The 19268-nt window shown below is 38.0% G+C and carries 16 protein-coding genes and 2 pseudogenes; 5 read left to right on the top strand and 13 right to left on the bottom strand.

Features of this window, described 5'->3' with window-relative positions; genetic code table 11:
- Positions 1 to 215 precede the first annotated feature (215 nt).
- The 10 genes and pseudogenes from V7L05_RS09155 to V7L05_RS09200 all read right to left on the bottom strand — a co-directional run bounded on the left by V7L05_RS09155 (position 216) and on the right by V7L05_RS09200 (position 9796).
- Positions 216 to 1214 carry a phytanoyl-CoA dioxygenase family protein gene (locus tag V7L05_RS09155; RefSeq protein WP_335163861.1) on the bottom strand — a complete coding sequence of 333 codons (999 nt, stop codon included), beginning with the start codon at positions 1212 to 1214 and terminating at the stop codon, positions 216 to 218.
- Positions 1215 to 1381: 167 nt separating this feature from the next.
- The gene (locus V7L05_RS09160) at positions 1382 to 2662 is read right to left on the bottom strand and encodes an ABC transporter ATP-binding protein (protein ID WP_335163862.1); all 1281 of its coding nucleotides are present in this window, start codon (positions 2660 to 2662) and stop codon (positions 1382 to 1384) included.
- A gap of 3 nt (positions 2663 to 2665) precedes the next feature.
- Positions 2666 to 3556, bottom strand: coding sequence for an ABC transporter permease (locus V7L05_RS09165; RefSeq protein ID WP_335163863.1), 891 nt, complete (start codon positions 3554 to 3556; stop codon positions 2666 to 2668).
- Positions 3553 to 4359 carry a glycosyltransferase gene (locus tag V7L05_RS09170; protein ID WP_335163864.1) on the bottom strand — a complete coding sequence of 269 codons (807 nt, stop codon included), beginning with the start codon at positions 4357 to 4359 and terminating at the stop codon, positions 3553 to 3555. The genes V7L05_RS09165 and V7L05_RS09170 overlap by 4 nt, the downstream gene beginning before the upstream one ends.
- A 146-nt stretch (positions 4360 to 4505) precedes the next feature.
- Positions 4506 to 5930, bottom strand: a complete 1425-nt coding sequence (locus V7L05_RS09175) for an NAD(P)/FAD-dependent oxidoreductase (protein ID WP_335163865.1) — start codon at positions 5928 to 5930, stop codon at positions 4506 to 4508.
- Between the two features lie 145 nt (positions 5931 to 6075).
- Positions 6076 to 7206, bottom strand: a complete 1131-nt coding sequence (locus tag V7L05_RS09180) for a glycosyltransferase (RefSeq protein ID WP_335163866.1) — start codon at positions 7204 to 7206, stop codon at positions 6076 to 6078.
- A gap of 322 nt (positions 7207 to 7528) precedes the next feature.
- Positions 7529 to 7840 (bottom strand): annotated as a pseudogene (locus V7L05_RS09185) (colanic acid biosynthesis acetyltransferase WcaF); the annotation flags it as partial.
- A 563-nt stretch (positions 7841 to 8403) separates the two neighbouring features.
- The gene (locus V7L05_RS09190; RefSeq protein WP_335163883.1) at positions 8404 to 8811 is read right to left on the bottom strand and encodes a YdcF family protein; all 408 of its coding nucleotides are present in this window, start codon (positions 8809 to 8811) and stop codon (positions 8404 to 8406) included.
- A gap of 39 nt (positions 8812 to 8850) precedes the next feature.
- A complete protein-coding gene (locus V7L05_RS09195) occupies positions 8851 to 9015 on the bottom strand; it encodes a hypothetical protein (protein ID WP_335163867.1) in 165 nt (54 codons plus the stop codon).
- A gap of 13 nt (positions 9016 to 9028) precedes the next feature.
- Complete coding sequence (locus V7L05_RS09200; RefSeq protein WP_335163868.1) at positions 9029 to 9796, bottom strand: Uma2 family endonuclease; 768 nt, start codon at positions 9794 to 9796, stop codon at positions 9029 to 9031.
- A 288-nt stretch (positions 9797 to 10084) separates the two neighbouring features.
- On the opposite strand from V7L05_RS09200, the gene V7L05_RS09205 reads away from it, so the two are divergent.
- Complete coding sequence (locus V7L05_RS09205; RefSeq protein ID WP_335163869.1) at positions 10085 to 11266, top strand: glycosyltransferase 87 family protein; 1182 nt, start codon at positions 10085 to 10087, stop codon at positions 11264 to 11266.
- Positions 11267 to 11377: 111 nt separating this feature from the next.
- Here V7L05_RS09205 and V7L05_RS09210 read toward each other — a convergent pair.
- A pseudogene (locus V7L05_RS09210) lies at positions 11378 to 12180 on the bottom strand (IS4 family transposase); the annotation flags it as partial.
- Positions 12181 to 12189: 9 nt separating this feature from the next.
- Here V7L05_RS09210 and V7L05_RS09215 point away from each other — a divergent pair.
- From V7L05_RS09215 to V7L05_RS09225, 3 genes are read left to right on the top strand one after another with little or no spacing between them, the layout of a single operon-like run.
- Positions 12190 to 13080 carry a glycosyltransferase family 2 protein gene (locus V7L05_RS09215; protein WP_335163870.1) on the top strand — a complete coding sequence of 297 codons (891 nt, stop codon included), beginning with the start codon at positions 12190 to 12192 and terminating at the stop codon, positions 13078 to 13080.
- 24 nt (positions 13081 to 13104) lie between these two features.
- Complete coding sequence (locus V7L05_RS09220; protein WP_335163871.1) at positions 13105 to 14301, top strand: glycosyltransferase family 4 protein; 1197 nt, start codon at positions 13105 to 13107, stop codon at positions 14299 to 14301.
- Positions 14295 to 15515 carry a glycosyltransferase family 4 protein gene (locus V7L05_RS09225; RefSeq protein ID WP_335163872.1) on the top strand — a complete coding sequence of 407 codons (1221 nt, stop codon included), beginning with the start codon at positions 14295 to 14297 and terminating at the stop codon, positions 15513 to 15515. Before V7L05_RS09220 ends, V7L05_RS09225 begins: the two co-directional genes overlap by 7 nt.
- Before the next feature lie 78 nt (positions 15516 to 15593).
- On the opposite strand, the gene V7L05_RS09230 is transcribed toward V7L05_RS09225, so the two are convergent.
- Positions 15594 to 16934 (bottom strand): glycosyltransferase family 4 protein, encoded by a 1341-nt coding sequence (locus V7L05_RS09230; RefSeq protein WP_335163873.1) that lies wholly within the window; start codon positions 16932 to 16934, stop codon positions 15594 to 15596.
- A gap of 100 nt (positions 16935 to 17034) precedes the next feature.
- A complete protein-coding gene (locus tag V7L05_RS09235) occupies positions 17035 to 18429 on the bottom strand; it encodes a glycosyltransferase family 4 protein (RefSeq protein ID WP_335163874.1) in 1395 nt (464 codons plus the stop codon).
- Between the two features lie 93 nt (positions 18430 to 18522).
- On the opposite strand from V7L05_RS09235, the gene V7L05_RS09240 reads away from it, so the two are divergent.
- Positions 18523 to 19014 (top strand): 2OG-Fe(II)-dependent halogenase WelO5 family protein, encoded by a 492-nt coding sequence (locus tag V7L05_RS09240; protein ID WP_335163875.1) that lies wholly within the window; start codon positions 18523 to 18525, stop codon positions 19012 to 19014.
- Positions 19015 to 19268 lie beyond the last annotated feature (254 nt).

A 19268-nucleotide genomic window follows, 5' to 3' on the forward strand; every position in this document is an offset into this window, starting at 1 on the left:
TTGCTAAATCAAGGCGAATTAATTATTAAATGGCATCGCAAAGTCAAAAACAAAGGTAATGCTGTTATAGCAAGTTAAATGTGGAACAGCTTAACTTCTGGAAGAGAAATCATTTTGTTACCTTGCTGCAACCAGCGATCGCAAAACTCCCGATCTTCACCAGCTGCTTATCGATAGGAATAGTTTGCTGTCGCCAGTTATGTCGAAAACCTCTCCTATCTTTGCAGCCACGCTATTAGGTAGTTAAACCATCGGTTTCTTTTGTTACTGAGAGAGGAGGAGCCATGCAGATCGGATTTGCCTCTGGTCTGGGAATTGGCGATTTGGATGTTAGTGTCAATGCAGATTGAGCATTGATCGCGACTATCTGCCACTTTTGCAGCCGATGGATGAAGGGAGGTAAAGTCATCGGTCGTGAGCGGTACGACTTTATTGGAGATAGTCTTAAGGAACTTGACTCCTTGGGGGTATGGTTCCTTAATTAATACACCAATTTTGAATTGGGTCAGATACTCCACCGACACCTCCAGTACAGTCAATTGTTCTGGCTTGTCCTTATCCCACATATATAGAAGAGGGGTGCATCCTTCTGGTATCATAACACCGCCGACAGCAATACGCAGAGCGTCTGTATGGTTTTCATTAGAACAATGAAGTAATCTTTCATCGAAAATAAAAGCAGATCCCGCTGGCATTGGTACGGGAACCGCGTATTCCTCTTCCAGCAGTTTCCGTAACGGACCGTAGGGAGCCGGATTCCCAGATACAGCAACGATATGGTTGAAGAACTTGTGGCTTCCAGCAACAGCTTTCAGGCAACCGTTGGTTTCATCAACATCAATCAAGGGACACCAGATGTGTACCGCCGTGTGCTGCTCGAAGTCCACCATTGAGTAGTCTTGATGGATGGGAACGCCCCCTTGACTGCTATTACCCCGCTTAACAACATAACTACTAAGGCAGGGGTAGTAATGAGGCATCAACAACCTTAGCCGAGAAAGAAGAATAGCATTAATCCCCTGACGAATGGTCTCGCGGTACAAAGCATCCGAGCTAAATGGGGTCGCGTAGTGATCAGTTGGAACATCCAAGGTTGTGGACTGATGCAGGTCATAGAGTCCCTTAATCTCTTCCGCATCAAGCAATGGTTGGACAACATACCCGTCTCGCCAGAATTTTGCCTCAACATCAGCATCTGAAAAAACTCTTCCCATATTATCTCCTTAAAAGATAGCTATGTGATTTTAACTGTTCTTTTGGATAAGCGCAATGAATAATTCCAGCCAAGGATGATCCCGCCGTTTTAGGAATATGCAGGAAGTAAATTGAGGGAAGTTTATGTTTCATAGGAATCACCTAAAAATAATAATAATTAAAGTTTTTAATCACATTCCACAGGTATATGAAATAAGCACTTATCAGCCCTAGCAAAATTTAGCCCAATGTTATTAAATCCTTTAACTTCAAAAGAATATGGCGTTTGTTCATATCCTTTTCTACCGATAATATCATAACTGCTATTTTCTACAATCGTTACTCTTATTTGATATTTTCCTGGTAAGAGTGGTAGCTGATGAACTAAGAAACAAAACTCATTTCGTCCTCTTTTTAATTGATAATAGTTTTCCCCATGTTTTCCAGACATAATAGCCATTGGGAATAATTCTCCCTGCCCCAAAGAACAACCGATTAAAATTGGACAGTTATCAATCTGAGAATTACAAATTATCCGAAATTGAACTTTACTACCTGGGGTAATTTCCTCCCCATCCAAGGCAATTACTTGCACTTGCTCAATTTCGACAGAGCTAAATTTTTCCTTTGGAATCAAATTTTCATTTGTTGATTCTGAAGATTGCTCAGTTTCAATAGTTAGCGGTACTGGACTTGAAGAATTTTCTTCTATCTCCATCAATTCATTGTAAGCGTGAATTATCTCATCAGGTTTACCAGTATCAAGTACTTGTCCCTGATTCAAAAGAACGACACGGTGACAAAGTGATTGAATTTGAAACATTTCATGAGAAACTAGTAATATAGCTCCACCTTGTTTAATATAGTCTCTAAGATAAGTTTGAAACTTCTGCTGAAAGCGAATATCTCCTCCCCCTAAAGCTTCATCTATGATAAAAACATCTGGTTGCAGTTGCGTATAAATAGAAAATGCTAACCTCAGCCGCATTCCTACACTGTATGTACCAACAGGAGCGTCAATAAAGGTTTGAATACCTGAATAGTCAATAACTTCATGGATATTCTTTTTAATTTTTTGTTCGCTAACTCCATACATTGAAAGTTTATTGTAGATATTTTCTCGTCCTGTTTGCACAGCATTTAATCCAGATTGGTTATCCATCATTACCACTTGATTGGTATGCCATATAACCTCACCTACAGTAGGGCGTAAAATTCCCATAATTAAATTAATTAATGTACTTTTACCCGCACCATTAGCTCCAATTAACCCTAACACTTCCCCAGCTTTGAGTTGTAAATTGACATCGTAAACAGACCAAAATTCACCCTGACGTAAAAAATTTTCTCCTGCTGATTTTCGGCGAAACTCCCAAGAAATATCTTGGATTGTATAACGTAGTGCTAACTTGGGATCTCGGCAGAATCGCTTTGATAGCTGCCTTGTTTCAAATAATATTTTTTCCATAATCTAAGTTAGCGATCGCTCAATTACATGAGGTAAGCATAGGCGACAAAATAACCAGCCTCCTAAAAGCAGTAGTATGGTTAGAGGTGCTAATAGAAATAAAACTAAAGCATTAACTGAACCAGCACCATAAGCCAGAAATCTTGTGGCTTCAAATATGTAGGTCAAAGGATTTAATAAATGTACGAAGTAAAGCCAACTTCCTGGTTGGATGACGACAAAGACGGGAGTAGCAAGAAATAGAACCCAAGGAAAAAACTGCATCACATTTTCTAAATCTTTACTCAAAGCATTCCAGGGAGCTAATAATAAACCCAATCCCGATCCTAAACAAATCAGTAAAGCGATACCCAATAACGCTAGGGGAAATGTCACAGCAGGAGTAATATTAAAAACTAACAGAATAGCAATCAAGACTGGAAAACGCATCAAAAAACCAAAGGTAGACTCTGCTAAACCAGCTATCATTAACCCTTCTACCGGAATTTTTTGTCTGATCAGTAAGTGAATGTATTGGCTAAGAGAAACGCGCTGAATATTTAATGCTTCCAGAAACGTCTGTGCCATAACTAGTCCAAAGATGCCATAAACTTGAGGTGGAACTGCCCCACCAATTAATATCGGAATGCGATCGCGCTGTCCCAATGTCAATAAAATGGCTATTAAAGCTGAAGGCACAAATGCCCAAAACAGTCCAAGAGATGAATAACGATAACGTTGGGCTATATTTTGCAAAAACAGCCGTTTAGCAAATCCTAATGATGAGCGTAAATCCAGCCATGCACCCATCAAAAATGCTCTAACTGAAAATAACTGACTTCTAGCACTGTTAATCTTTACAGGACGAGACAAATCACTATTGCTTTCTTCATATTTGGAAGGGCGTAAATTCATTTTCTATCCCCCAAAATTTGAGGATTAAGCTCTAGGGTAGATAACTGCACCAATTTATCGGCAAATATCCGCTCTGGATAGGATGGAATTAGCTGGCGAATAAATATAGATGCTTCCTTGCCGATATTTTCCCATTCATAGCGACGTTGCCAAGCTCGTTCTAAAACTTTGTCAATTTCCTGAAAAGAGGCACCTATAGCCATAAAACCAGTTATATCATCTTCTACAACCTCAGAAACTCCACCCACATCTGTGACAATTCCTGGTCTACCACACATCATCGCTTCTACTAAAGCTATGGGTAAGCCTTCAGCACGCGAAGGCATAATCAGTGCGTGATGATGATGCCAAATATCTACAATATTCTCCATAAACCCAGGAAAACTCACATTTTTAAGTCCCAGGAAGTTTGCCATGTCTATCAGTGTATCTCGATCAACTCCAGTTCCGAAAAAATAAATGTGTAAATGACGATGTTGCCACTTATCCTGAGCCAGCACTCTTAATAAAACATCTTGTCCTTTATCTAAAATCCAGAGCCGAGCAACACAAGCAATTTTAAAAATCTCGTCCTCTATTTTTGGGTAAGGTAATGGTTCGGGAATTATCGCTCGATGTGGATTTCTGACAACTTCAGCATTGGCCAAACTATAGCCAATTTGTGCTTCCGTTAAGGATAAATTATGTTGATAAACAAAGAAGGAAGCCTTAGCTTGTCTATACATATCCTGCATCATTTGACGTTTTTTACCATGAGGACAAACTGAGTCTGATGCTTTTTGACTGATAATTACATATGGCAAATCGAGTTTTATGCATATTTTAGCGATTTCTACACCATCGTAATTCTCTCCTTGAGAAATTACAAATAGAATTGGCTTTATTTCTTTTGATAACCAACTACTTATTTTGTGCTTGAATGTTTTTATATTTATTATAAAAGGAATATTTATTTTTTTACATCTTTTTTAGTAAACTCTTCATAATAAGAACGTTCTGTATTTACATCCCACAAATCATTCTTCTCTCCCAGGATATTTCTGGCAGCCAACAAGCCAGTTAACATCGAATGATCTTGGTTGTTATAACGGTGCATTCCGTTTCTCCCAACAGTTTGTAAGTTATCAAAAGTCTCTAAATAATTTCTAATTATTTGCAAATTTTGGCGATATTCTTCATCATAAACCGGATAAGCTTTTAATTGCCTAATCACTGTAGCATCTTCAATTTTATTGATGTTTGACAAGAGACCTAAATCCACAATTTCATGACTAGCAATATCAATCAACTCTTTGTCAGATAATGCCCCAAAATTATCACCTTGAGAGCAAAAATATTCCATACCCAAACAAGTTTTTAGACTATCTGGAACCATTGCTAGACTCCAATTTTTGAAGTTTTGAATCCGTCCTACTTTAAACTCTGGACTGTGAATATAAATCCAGTTATCGGGAAATAAATCTACTGCATCAATTATTAAAGCAACAATTAAAAAATCTCGATATTTGAGACTACGTGCTGCTTGCAAAACTGGTGATGGTGCTGATGGTTCTAGTCGTAATACCAAAGCAGTCACTGGCATACTAAAAATAAAATAGTCTGCTTGTAAATAAAAAGTTTGATTTTCCTGTTGGACACTAATTTTTTGAATATGATTATTTTGATGGTAAATTTGATTTACCTTGGTGTTGAGATGAACTGTTCCTCCCTTACTGGTAATAATTTCTTGGCATTTCTCCCACATCATCCCCGGTCCCAGTTCTGGGTAGTAAAATTCCTTAATCAGGGATTTGGTTTGGTTATTCTTAAATAAACTATTTAATATAGCTTTTTTTAATGACATTCCTTGAATGCGTTGCGCTGCCCAATCTGCTCTAATTTCTGTGCAGGAAATGCCCCAAACTTTCTCAGTATAAGTTTTAAAAAAAGTTTGATATAAACGCTTACCAAAGCGGTTACACACCCATTCTTCAAAACTTTCTTCCTGTGGATATAGTTTGATTTTAGCTTGCAAATAACTAAATAATATTAGCAAGCTGTTAACAAATCCCAGATTAGATAAAGCGTTACTTATTTCCAAAGGATAGTTAAAAAACTTACCATTGTAATAAATACGAGATAAACGAGTAACTTTTAGTAATTTATTCCCCAATATTTCTACCCAAAGTTGCTGAACTTCTCCAATTTTGGTGTAAAATCTATGACCGCCAATATCGAAACGATAGCCTTTATAAGTTTCTGTGCGAGATATTCCCCCCACCCGGTCAGCTTGTTCTAATACAATCGGCTGAATACCTTGATTAATTAGCTCATGAGCGGCTGTTAAACCCGCAGGTCCAGCACCGATAATGAGTACACTACAATTATTGTTCACTTGTTTTCCCTTGTCATAGTTATTATTAATGGGAGCATCTTATAGGAATCCTATTTCAGGTGTAAAAAATATCAGTGCTGGCTGTTGAGTCTTAACGGTCAACAGCATATGTGCGAGATTTCACAAATCATTTAGAACTGCTATATCATAAGGCTCGTGGATTAAATAACCTACACAATCTCTCTGCTTTAAGACTTTGGTATTGCCAAGCCTCGATGCAAAAATTGGATCTTATTAAATTCACGTTCCTAAGCATTGTCATAAGCAATTGTTCTTTTATACATTTTTTTCGAGAAGTTTGAAATAAAAATATACCAATAACAAAAGCTAAACCACTGTAAAAATAATAAAACCAGTGCCAAGGACAAACCATCAAAGTAAATATAAAACCACGTTTTTGGAGAAAAAAGCTGTAAACTGAGAAGTTGATAATTAGAAGTAATAAAGTAATAATCATAGCTACATAAAATAGTGGATTTAGCCACCAACAAGCAACTAAACTCACTAGCAAAGAGTAAACTAAAACCACACTCAGCCGACTTGACCACCCAAGATTCAAATCAGAACGCATCTGTCTTTCACGGAGTATTAATTTAGTCCAAGGTAAAGCGCGATCGCACACATCCGCTTTGACCAGAGCAACTATACCCCACCGTTTCAAATGTTTTACTTGCAAAGCCTTGTCAAGTCGAATTTTGTAACCTGCTGTTTTGAGCCAATAGCCTAACTCAATATCTTCCACACAAGGACGACGATAACTTTCATCAAAGCCCCCCATAGCCAAAAAGATATCACGGCGAATCCCACCACAAGCACCCCAGAAAGTGAAAGCGTCTTCCTTAGCAGTTTGATGGGTATAATGATGAAAAAGATTTTTGTATTGAGAAAGAAAATTACTGGCTCCGGGAGCATCATCATAGGAACCAATCACAGCCCCTAGATTTGCATCTTTTTCAAAAGCCAATCTTACCCGATTTATTGTATCGGGTGCGATCACCACATCAGCATCCACAAAAAAAAGAATATCTCCTTGAGCCGCAGCCGCACCTAAATTTCTGGCTTGTGCTGGACCACCTTTCTCCTCGACTCTAATTACCTTCGCTCCCCATTCCGCTGCTACTTGCCAAGAGTTATCTGTATCCCCATCAGCCACCACAATAATTTCCGTGGGCTTGGAGATAGACGCGCTAATACTTGACAAACACTGGCGGAAACTATCACCACCATTATGAACCGGAATGATTATCGAAATTGATAGCTCTGTTGACAAATTCATTTCTGCCTAATACTGCCTTAAATCTAGGGTTTATAGCACTTTTTTATACCAATGCTTACATCGGAGCCCACTACCTGCCATACCATTGCACAAAACCACTGATTTGTCAATAAATGATTATAGTGCGCAAGCAGCAATTCTCATTTTGAAATAAATAGGGTATTAATCCTCATTTTGAAATTAAAAATGTAGTACAAAACAATTAGTTTTTCAGAGAGAGGCGTAGGCGCAGCCCGCCGCAGGCATCGCTAAAAAAATAATTGACTCCATCAGTTAGGTATAAATACTCAATGTACTGGAGGGGATTGCCTGACAAGGAAGGGTAAACCCCTTGAGATAGACAAACATGCTTTTCGATGGTGATAAGAGCAAGGTTATCTATCCACGTATCTTCTCCAATCCAAACAAAATCACCAATGTTTAATCGCCAGGGAAACTTTACCCGCACTCCCGGTTTAATGCGGACACCTTGACCGATTTTAGCTCCAAAACTGCGGAGTATCCAAATCTTAAAAGCTGAAAATGGTAGCCAATAACTTTCAACTAAGGGCGACCCAACAAAATACCAAAAAAGTTGCTTCCAGTATGTTGTGCCTGGAGTATAGTTGTCAATAGTATATTGATCTAGACGCATATGGTGGGTAAGCAAGGTAGGTTAAACAAGAATTCAATCAGCTAAAAGTTAGAGCGCCACAAACCAGCGCTCTCAACTTTTCAAGATAGTGAGGGATTGATATCTACCACCAAGAACAAGGGTAGCGATCGCTGGAAAGCGTAGTACCAACCTGCCCGTGCTGGAATGAAAAGTAGGATTATAAGAATCAACGCTACTAGAGCTAAAAGCCTCTTTTTTTACGTTGGCGAGTTTAAATTTCTCAGGTTCTATAAAATCAATGGCTAATAAATCTACGTTTTTGCACTTGAGTCTACAAGATATTCTGGTAAAAGTTTTGTTTCGATAATCGGATGATAAACAGAGGTAAGATTTTGAGCGATCGCTTCCCAGGAATATTACTGTTTTACAAGCTGTTTGCCATTATCGTCTTGCTGTTGTACCTGATTATTCCTATCTTTGGGTCTGAACCTACCAGTAATGTCCAAATCTCACATAGAGATAGCAGAATCTTTACCCGTACTCCACGACCCAACGAAATACCAAAGAAGTTGCTTCCAGTAAGGTGCGCGCCTGGAGTGTAATTACCGACTGTGTATTGATCTAGACGCATGGGGTGGGTAAACAAGAGTAGGTTCAAGGCTGGCTCCTGTATGACCTGTGACGATCCAGAGGAGGGAGCGAGCAATATCACGAATAATATGCAGGAGGGATTCTTGAGTTTGGTTCGATGGTACGGCGCGAGGAGTGAAGGCAATGCCTCGACTACCAAGAATAAGGGTAGCGATCGCCTTGGCTGTGGGCATGTAAAAATCGGAAGTAATTAGAAATATGTGTTGGAGCTGCTGTTGCTGGAAAACCCTTACTAAGGTAGTAAAGTTAGTTACAGTATCCGTAGCACGGTAATCGAGGTAAACGCGGCTATCTGCAATACCTGCGGCTTGAAAAATTGCTCGTGATTTGTGGGGATGGCTGCCAGAAGAAACCCAAATTTTTAGGGCTGGATGAAATTTGGCAACCTGGGCAGCGAATTATTCTCTGTTTTCGCCACCACCGAGTACCAGGATAGCTTGTAGTTGGGGTATCTTGTGATAGGCGATCGCAATTCTTAGAGGAATGAAGCTCAACAATGCCAGGACAATAGTTACTAAGGTTAATATCCCATATTTTTTGAGTTGTCGATGCAACCGTTTCATGATGAGAAAAAAGCTATAATTCTTCAGGATTAATGCCCATTTCTCGAAGTCTTTGTGCTAATCTAGCAGCTTTTTGTTCTGCTTGTTCGGCACCTTGGCGTTCTTGCTTTGCACGTTGGCGTTCTTGTTCTAATAATTCACTTCCCCAAAACAGTAAATTTCCTGATTTATCCCACCAGCGTAGCCAATAACTTTCTAATTCTGCTTTTCTCCCCATCCACACGCCCAAAAATAAGCCCAAGGCTTCTATCCAAAAGCGTCCGTTTTCATCTGGGGATTGTTGTTTATACTTACCCTCCACCAAGAAGTAGGCTTCTAATACCGCGATTTGAGGGTGAAAAATTACGTAAATAGGAATTCTTAAAATCTGTTCATAAAAGTACCACTTGCCATAGGGATAGTGGGGATTAATCGAGTATTCTCCTCCTTCTGTGGCGGAGATAAATTCCATGACTAAGGCTGGCTTTTCTCCTTCTGCATGGGGAGTGTAGCTACGGCGAATTTCTCCTGAAGGTAGGGGGTGAACTGATGAGACGTAAACCCAATCGGGAGCTTTGACGATAGTTTTGTCGCCGACGGTGGCACACAGACCAAAATTAGAGGCAATCAACATCGATTCGAGAATCAAACCTGCTAATTCTAGGGATTCTCGCAGGGCGGCGGCTAGCAGGGGTTGCAGGTTACTTTCCACAGGTTCATCGGGCAAAGGAAAATCAGCAGGTAGTTTCTGCCAGGTAATCGGGGGTAAGGCATTTGCCGGGTGACCTTGTAGGGCTGTCATGGTCTGATTTAGGCGATCGCTAGCAGGGTCGATTTCATTTATTATACAGTTTCGTGATTTCTCCAGGCTGGGATGAGAGCGATCGCTATACTATTAGCTATGGTTGATTGGGAACTGAAAAGTGGAAAATACAAACATTAAATATGAACTGGATTTCCCCCGTTCGTTGTCAGGCAATCTCTCTCTTTGATTGAGTATTTATACTTCACTCTTCGACCCAATTGTTTTTTTAGCCATTGCCTCTGGCTGAAAAAATAGTTATTTTGTACTATATTTTCAATTCCAAAAATGAATAAACAATCAATCGTAGTTGTTTTAAAAAAGCTCACTCCTCCAAAAATTATCTTTTGTCTTTCCCTAATCTTCAGTTTACTCTGTTTAGCATATTTAACTAGAGGCTTTTATTACTTAATGATAGATGAAATTGGTGCAGGAGACTTATATTCTCGTTGGCAAGAACAGCAATATATTTATCGCGGTTTATATCCTTATGATATTATCCAAGGTTCGCCTTTTATAGATCCCAAAATTGGAGCGATAACATCAGGGGGATATCCACCTTGGGCTTTTTTCTCAGGCTTGATATTTTTTCCGCCCATTTCCTTTGAATTAACGCGCTGGTATCATGCTTTGCTCAATATTATATCCTTAGTTATCCTAGCTATTTTTGCTTATCAAATTGGCAAACCCTATGGAAAATTAAAAGCCTGGTTTACAGTAGTTGCTTGTTTATCTATTAGCAGTCATTCTACTACTCTTGGTCTGGGACAATATGGCATCATTATTAATGCTTTATTAATAGAGATGTTTTGGCTATTGAAGAAAAATCATAATTTTTCCGCAGGGTTGTTTTTAGGTTTAGCTTTACTCAAACCTAGTATTTCTGCACTTTATTTTTTTACTTTAGTTATTAAAAAAAGAATTAATGCGGCATTTGCTTGCTGTCTCTATATTATTATTGCTAGTTCAATCATAGGAATGCTTGTCCAAGTTTCTCCTATTTATATGATTGAGAAAATGATTAAAGTTTCCAAATATTATGTTAGTAGTGGATATTCAGGAATCAATGTTCTTTTAAATTTTGGCATTAACCCAGCTATAGCAACAGTATTATTAGCCATAGTTGCTACTGCTATAATTATAGGCATATTTTATTTATTTAAGGATAATTCTTTACTGTTTTTCTTTGCCATTGCTTCTGTTATCGGTAGATTATGGACTTATCATTTAATTTATGATAATGTCATGTTAGTTTTTTTGTTATTAGCAGTAATTAATTTGACTTTTAATAAGCCAAATAGATCAAATATTTTGATATTAACCTTAGTTTTATTGAGTTTATCACTTCCCGCGAAATTTACGGATTTACCATTCGCGAAAATCATTCAAAGTACAATTTGGATTGGTGCTTTGCTTTATCTTCTGATTTGCCAAAAACAATTTAAAGAATTGGGAATTGGTAATGGGTAATTGGCAGGGCTATTTCATTCTAGGGAATGGCATTAGATGGTAACCTAAATTTTCAGGCATTTACCAGATGAACTGTCCTCCTCTTGTCTTTCTAAGGGGGCTACATGAAAGCTAAAACGTAGATAGAATAAGCTCCATAGCCCTCATACCTTGTAAATAATACTCAATCTTATTACGGTTTAATCTCATTAATTTTTGAACAATACACCAACAATTATCTATGAAACTTACCCAGGTTTGACTATATAAACCGACATAAAAACTGCTATGTCTCCTGGTCACTCGTCCATATTCTTTGACTCTACCAATATATTTTTGTACACCAATACGCTTAATTTTTTGCCCTTGAAAGGTGGACATACTATAAGCAAAAGATATTATTAAAATCATCGATATCAAGCGTTCACCGGAAACATTTGTATCTTCTAATTTGTAGCCACCACTTTTAAAGTCTCGAAACATTTCTCGGAGGCGGAGTGTCTCCGACTCCGCTCAATATCAAAACGTTTTTTATAAGCATTGATAGCCGAGGTAAGGTCGGTTAAATTTGTTAAGATAAACCACCCTTCTTCTGTTGACCATCCTTTCAGTTCGCGCTGCCATTTACCAGCTAGGTTGAAACCTGCAATCTTCTGAGCTTTTGTAACCTTGATATTTTGTAAAAATAAAGAAACACCCGGTTTTAAACCTAAGCTATCAAGGGAGTGCCAAATTTCATCTTCATTTTGAATAAATTCATTCTTTTTCAATCTCAAACAAAACTCTACTTCTTGCTCCCTGAGCCAGTTGGCCAACTTTACAGAGCAAAATTCTCTATCACCTAATACAACAGGCTGATATCTTTTGAATAATCCTAGTAATCGAGAGAATATTTTTGATTGCTCCTCAAAATTACTATTTCCCAATCTAGCCAAGTGTATTCAATGTTAGAAAATCAGATTTTATTCTCAATTATTATTCCTACCTACAATCGTCCACAGCCATTAACAAATTGCTTGCAGTCTCTAGCTAATCTAGATTATCCTCATAACCGCTTTGAGGTGATAGTTGTGGATGATGGTAGTAAAATCTCTTTAGATACGATAGTTAAACCGTTCCAAAATCAGCTAAATCTCACCTTAATTTCCCAAACTAACGCCGGTCCAGCAAGTGCTAGAAATACAGGTGCTAATCTGGCAAAAGGGAAATATTTAGGATTTACTGATGATGACTGTACCCTCGATCCCAATTGGCTCTCAGCCCTGGAAAATACCTTCTCTAAAATACCAAATGCCCTCTTAGGAGGAAAAACCATCAACGCCTTGCCAGACAACCCATACTCCACAGCCAGTCAATTACTCATTGATTACATCTACGATTATTACAATCTAAATTCTTCTCAAGCTGAGTTTTTCGCTTCTAATAATTTTGCTGTTTCTAGGGAATTATTTAATCAAGTAGGGCAATTTGATCTTAATTTTCCCTTAGCTGCGGCGGAGGATAGGGAATTTTGCGATCGCTGGTTATTTTCTGGATATTCCTTATATTATGTTCCTCAAGCCATAATCTACCATTCCCATAATCTCAATTTACCAAGATTTTGGCAACAACATTTTAATTATGGTTGTGGTGCATTTCACTTTCATCAGATTCGGTCACAGCGTAATGAAACCTCAATGAAAGTTGAACCGTTGCGCTTTTATTTACAGCTACTAGCTTACCCATTGATGACAAAATACCAGATACTATCTAAAGTTTTAATTTCTGGCTTATTATTTATATCCCAATTAGCTAATGTTTTGGGATTTCTTAACACAAAATTGCAGAATTTTTAGTTTTCCATCACATAGAAAATATTCATGAAAATTTTGTTAATTACTGATTATGCTACCCCGACAGGAGGGGCTGAAATTCTGACTATTGCACTTAGAGATGGATTGCGATCGCGCGGTCATGATGCACGGCTATTTGCCAGTTCTGCCCGTCCCATGAACGCTGAGAGCCAAGCTGACTATCACTGTTTTGGAACATTATCTAGGTTTCGCACTCTATTACAAACAGCTAACTTTTGGGCTTTTTGGAAATTAAAGCGAGTCTTGGCTGAATTTCAGCCCGATGTAGTTCATGTAACAATGTTCTTGACTCAACTTTCACCCTTAATACTTCCTCTTCTAAAAAAATTTCCAAGTATTTATTATGCTGTTTGGTATAGGTCTACTTGTCCTATTGGGACTAAATTGCTTCCGAATGGAATAACTTGCCAAGTGAAAATGGGTGTAGCCTGTTACTGGAATAATTGTTTGCCTATATGGGATTGGTTGCCATTAATGTTGCAAATGAAGTTGTGGCAACGCTGGTATAACTCCTTTGATTTGTTTGTAGCCCTCAGTAAAGCTGTGAAGCAAAATTTGATGGAGCTAGGAATTAATTCTGTAGAGATAGTTTATCTTGGCACACAAATTCAGCCCCAACATCCTCCCCTATCATTCCCCCCAACAGTAGCTTTTGCATCTCGACTAGTGAAAGAAAAGGGATCTGCGGTGTTGTTAAAAGCTTTTTCATTAGTGGTAAATGCAATTCCAGAAGCACGTTTATTACTTGTCGGTGATGGTCCTGAACGAGAATTTTTACAGAAACAAATCATAGACTTAAATCTTAGTGATAACGTCTTGATGCTTGGTTTAATATCGCGATCGGACATGGAGAAACTATTCTCTACTGCTTGGGTGCAGGTGATTCCGTCGATTTGGGCGGAACCATTTGGTTTAGTTGCTATTGAAGCAATGATGCGAGGGACTGCTGTTATCGCCAGTGAGATTGGTGGTTTAGCTGAGATCGTTAAAAATGATCAAACAGGATTGCTTGTACCACCTGAAAATTCTCAAGCTTTAGCTTCTGCTTTGCTGCGGTTACTACAGAATCGAGAACTAGCAGAACAAATGGGTATAAAAGGTAGAGAAATAGCAAAAACTGAATATAGTCAAGACGTATATTTAGATAATTTTCTCAGGTTGTATCAAACTATATGTTCAGAGAAAGAAGGTGCGCTATGTTAGAAGCTTTTACTGAAAATCGAATAGTCATTGAGAAATCGCAAAAGTCATTAACATTCATTTTTATTAGCTCTTGCTGTGAATATTGGGGTGGAAGTGAGGAACTATGGTCGGAAACAGCTAGATATTTAAGCAGTCATGGTTTTAAAGTTGCTTCTTTTAAGAACAGCGTCAGGAATGATAATCGGATAAAGCAACTAAGAGCAGATGGGATCAAAGTTAGAGATATTCATATTTTGATTCTTTTTCTGCGGAAATTTAGTTTTTTTCTAGAAAAAAACATTCCTTTTTTAATAAATTTAAAAGTTTTTTATCTCAAAATAAGTAGTTGGTTTACAAAAAAACGAAATTCAACTCTATTTGTAATTTCTCAAGGCGAGAATTTTGATGGTGCAGAAATCGCCAAACTTTGTATACAATTCGATTTGCCATATATAATTATTAGTCAAAAAGCTTCAGACTCAGTTTGGGTTCATGGTAGAAGACGGCGAATGATGCAGGATATGCATAGACAAGCTAAGGCTTCCTTTTTTGTTTCTCAACATAATTTATTCTTAACACAAGCTCAAATTGGGTATAAGTTGACGAATGCTGAAGTTATTAAAAATCCATATCGAGTAGATATTTCCCAGCCATTACGTTATCCCCAAACAGAAAATGATGTTTTTAAAATTGCTTGCGTTGGTCGCTTGTGGATTTTAGATAAGGGACAAGATATTTTGTTAAGCGTTCTAGCACAGGAAAAGTGGAAAAATAGAGATTTACATATTTCTTTTTTTGGTAATGGAGTTGATCGTGAAGCTCTAATAGATATGGCAAATCTCTTGGAGCTTAAAAATGTGAGTTTCCCTGGATTTGTAGAGAATATTGTCGATATTTGGCATGATCATCATGCCTTAATTATGCCTTCCCGTGCTGAAGGATTGGCGATCGCCTTAGTAGAAGCAATGATGTGTGGCAGAATGGGAATTGTGACGGATGTAGGCGGTGTTTCAGAAGTTGTAGAAGATGATATAACTGGCTTTATTGCTTCAGGTGCCTCTTTTCAAGAAATTGATAAAGTATTAGAGCGAGCTTGGCAACGCCGCTATGAATGGGAAAATATCGGTAAGGAAGCATTTATATCTATTCGCAAGCTAATTCCACCCTATCCAGAGCGGATATTTGCCGATAAGTTAGTGCAATTATGCCAAAGTGATGTGCCAATTCAAATATGAAGTGTATAAGCTTATGAACAGAATGATTTAGCTCTCATAGACTAGCTATAGCAATTCAAAATCTACATCTTACCGATCTCAACTAAAAAACTTACCATATTTTATCCATAATTGATGGCAAAATGATTTTGGTAAAACTTTCCTACCAACCTTAAAACAATTGTGTACTAAACTTTGGTTTTTCGTGATCGCTAGAAAAAGCAAGGTTACTATAATATTAGGCTTTCGTTTCTGAGCGCGTCCTACTAAGCTTGGATGTGCTGGTGGTACAGAAATTCTTTTGGGGATGGCAATGGGATAAGTAATCGTAGAGCGATCGCTAAGTTCGGAAATTACATTCAGCCAACGCTGGTAGCTGATTTCTTCACTATAGTTTTCAGCTATTAATGATTGAGATGTTGTAGAACATTTCAACCAAAGTTGAGGATGATTGAGTAAGCGAACAATAGCATTGGCAGCCTGTTCAGGAGTATCATCCACTAATAGTCCAGATTCATTATTTTTAACCAGTTCAGGAATACCACTAGGAATTGACCGAACTATAGGAACGACTCCCATCGCCATTGCTTCAAGTAACGCAACTGGTAAACCTTCATAATCAGACATTAATAATATGGTTTGACATAGAGCAAGTTTAGATTGAACTGCGGAAGATTCTAAGCGACCTAAGAAAATAATGCGATCGCCTAATCCATGTTCGTTTACCCAATCACGAGATATCGTCATTTCATCGCCATTGCCTATTATCCAACATTCAATTCGTGGATCAAGGCAACAGGCTTGAGACATCGCTGCCAAAACCAAGGAAATTCTTTTTTGTTCTTCTACAACTCTCCCACAGAAGACAACTCGAAATGGAGAATCAGAAAATGAAGCGGCATTTTCAAATATAGATACTCCGTAGGGAATACTTTTAGGCTGATTAGCTAACCCTTTCTGAACAGCTTTTTTGCAGATGTAATCTGAGACACCCACCATCCAACCATTATTGGCTTCTGGCACAACTGTTTCAGCAAACGCCCAGTAAACTGGATCGTCAGAATGAATGGTCATAGCCCAAGGTAATCCATACTGTCCTGCCATACCTGCGGTATGATATGTAGATTCAAGGCACTGAGGGAAGAATATTTGAGGTTGATGGCGGTTGAAAAAAGCTAAAATACTAGACACATCTTCTTCTATGTAAGGTGATTGCATATCAATATCAACAGATATTCCAGCCTCTCGTAAAATATGCAGTAGAGTTGACTCTTCCACATCTGCATCACTATGTAGTAGGTAAACCACAATAGGTATATTGTCACTATGCATACGCAATAACAATCTTTGCAGCCAAGTTGTGACTCCACCAATATCATTCTTTTTGCTGTAGTGAGCAAATGCGATGAGGGGATATTTATGGCGATTTATAAAATTCATTTTGCTAAGATTTTCTGGGACAGAAGAAGGATAGTATCGCTGAGTCTATTAATCAAGGGGTATTACATTTTTTAGAAGTTTTTTCGCACGGTTTTTTGACTTATTTATCCTCCCTTTCTGAAGAAATAAAAAACCTGCTATATTTGTTCCACAATTGCTCACGAAACGATTTTGGTAAAATCTTCCTGCCTAAGCTAAATCCAAATTCCATAAAAAAATAACGAAAATTAATTATAAACACAAGTATAAACATCATAATTTGATGTGATTTTGCTCTGACTTGATCCATAATTGAAGGTCTTCTCCGTTGAGCGCGTCCCACTAAGATTGGATCTACTGGTGGTATGGAAATTCTTTTGGGGATTTTCATCGGATAATTAATCGTAGAGCGATCGCTAAGTTCGGAAATTACATTCAGCCAACGTTGGTAACAAATTTCTTCACTATAGTTCTCAGCTACTAATGATTTAGATGCATTAGAATATTTCAACCAAAGGTCAGGATGATTGACTAAGTGAACAACACCCTCGGCAGCCTGTTCGGGCGTATCATCCACCAATAGTCCAGATTCATTGTGTTTAACGAGTTCAGGAATACCACTAGGAATTAAACGAACTATAGGGACGACTCCGATCGCCATCGCTTCGAGTAATGCAACTGGTAAACCTTCATAATCGGACATTAATAATATGGCTTGACATAAAGCAAGTTTGGATTGAACTGTGGATGATTCTATAAGGCCTAAGAAAATAATGCGATCGCTTAATCCACGCTCATTGACCAAATCACGAGATATCGTCATTTCATCACCATCACCAATTATCCAACATTCAATCCGTGGATCAAGGCAACAGGCTTGACACATCGCTTCTAAAACCAAGGAAATTCTTTTTTGTTCTTCCATAACTCGCCCACAATAGACAACTCGAAATGGAGAATCAGAAAAAGAAGCGGCATTTTCAAAAATGGGTACTCCACAAGGAATTGTTTTAGGCTGATTAGCCACCCCTTTCTGAACAGCTTTTTTACAGATGTAATCTGATACACCCACCATCAAACCATTATTCGCTTCTGGAGCGATTTTTTGAGCAAAAGTCCAATAAACAGGATCGTCAGAATGGACGGTCATAGCCCAAGGCAATCCACGCTTTGCTGCGATACGTGCAGCGTAATACATAGATTCTATACACTGAGGCAAGAATACTTGGGGTTGATGGCGGTTAAGAAAGGATAGAATACAAGATACATCTTCTTCTATGTAGGTTGATTCCACAGCGATATCAACAGATATTCCAGCCTCTCGTAAATTATGCAGTAGAGTTGAATCTTCTCCATCTGAATCATATTTTATAAGATAGACTGCGATAGGTATACTATCCTTATGCATACCCAATAATAATCTTTCCAGCCAAGTTGTGACACCTCCAATATCATTCTTCTTGCTGTAATAGGCAAATGCGATCAGGGGATATTTATGGCGACTTATAAGATTCATTTTTCCAAGACAATAAAAAATAAAGTTTATTTTGCTATAATTACGAGTAAAATTTTTTGTAGCTAGTACCACTTTATAGGATAGAAGAAAAATATGGCTGAATTTATTAATAAAGGCTTATACAATTTTTTAGAACTTTCTTTTGATCAGCTTCCTCCATCTGGAAATTTTCTGAAAGATATGCGGGAAGAGAAGCTTGATGGAGTCGTCATTTCAGGGATATTTGATGCAAACGAACTAAAGAAACTCCAGATCCAGTTTCAAAAATTCTCAGAACAACTCAAGGGGACTGACCTGTATATAGAAACAGACTTTGGCTCTGTAATTGGCTCTTCACTAATGGAAAATAATCTAGAGGCCTATTTAGATAGAGCCTGTCGTTCATTAAATTTTTTTGAGTCGGTTTTTCAAGGCAATTTTTGTTCCCTCGTCACAGGGGTACTTTCCAAACTAACTGGAGGACAGAGGGTTTTTCAAGCTCGATTTCCAGACACTGATAAGTCAGCTAGTCCTGCTTCAGTTAGAATCAGGACTTACGCAACTGGCACAGGGCGATCGCTAATCAATAGTATTTATGTACTATAAAGAAATGGCGTACTCAGAAGGTATTGCGGAAATTAGTAACAGTAATCAGCTGTGTTAAATATTCTTCAAATCATGAGAAAATTAGTTGAGGATGCATAAAATAAATCTTGTATTTTATGAAATTTACTAAACTTAACTATTGCCAGTACTTGTTAAGTAGTCAGATTAATTATACTCTCACAAATTTGGCAGAGCATTTAGAGCAGATTAGTCACGATAAAATCAACCACTATCTTAAGAATGAAAAGTTAACA

The sequence above is a fragment of the Nostoc sp. genome, assembly GCF_036917755.1.
GTDB lineage: Bacteria > Cyanobacteriota > Cyanobacteriia > Cyanobacteriales > Nostocaceae > Nostoc.

Bases quoted from the DNA above. Each gene is read 5' to 3' on its own strand.
- V7L05_RS09225 (WP_335163872.1), top strand. From the start codon at position 14,295: ATGTTAGAAGCTTTTACTGAAAATCGAATAGTCATTGAGAAATCGCAA.
- V7L05_RS09205 (WP_335163869.1), top strand. From the start codon at position 10,085: ATGAATAAACAATCAATCGTAGTTGTTTTAAAAAAGCTCACTCCTCCA.
- V7L05_RS09195 (WP_335163867.1), bottom strand. From the start codon at position 9,015: ATGAAACGGTTGCATCGACAACTCAAAAAATATGGGATATTAACCTTA.
- V7L05_RS09220 (WP_335163871.1), top strand. From the start codon at position 13,105: ATGAAAATTTTGTTAATTACTGATTATGCTACCCCGACAGGAGGGGCT.
- V7L05_RS09215 (WP_335163870.1), top strand. From the start codon at position 12,190: ATGTTAGAAAATCAGATTTTATTCTCAATTATTATTCCTACCTACAAT.
- V7L05_RS09230 (WP_335163873.1), bottom strand. From the start codon at position 16,934: ATGAATTTTATAAATCGCCATAAATATCCCCTCATCGCATTTGCTCAC.
- V7L05_RS09155 (WP_335163861.1), bottom strand. From the start codon at position 1,214: ATGGGAAGAGTTTTTTCAGATGCTGATGTTGAGGCAAAATTCTGGCGA.
- V7L05_RS09240 (WP_335163875.1), top strand. From the start codon at position 18,523: ATGGCTGAATTTATTAATAAAGGCTTATACAATTTTTTAGAACTTTCT.
- V7L05_RS09235 (WP_335163874.1), bottom strand. From the start codon at position 18,429: ATGAATCTTATAAGTCGCCATAAATATCCCCTGATCGCATTTGCCTAT.
- V7L05_RS09165 (WP_335163863.1), bottom strand. From the start codon at position 3,556: ATGAATTTACGCCCTTCCAAATATGAAGAAAGCAATAGTGATTTGTCT.
- V7L05_RS09160 (WP_335163862.1), bottom strand. From the start codon at position 2,662: ATGGAAAAAATATTATTTGAAACAAGGCAGCTATCAAAGCGATTCTGC.
- V7L05_RS09180 (WP_335163866.1), bottom strand. From the start codon at position 7,206: ATGAATTTGTCAACAGAGCTATCAATTTCGATAATCATTCCGGTTCAT.
- V7L05_RS09200 (WP_335163868.1), bottom strand. From the start codon at position 9,796: ATGACAGCCCTACAAGGTCACCCGGCAAATGCCTTACCCCCGATTACC.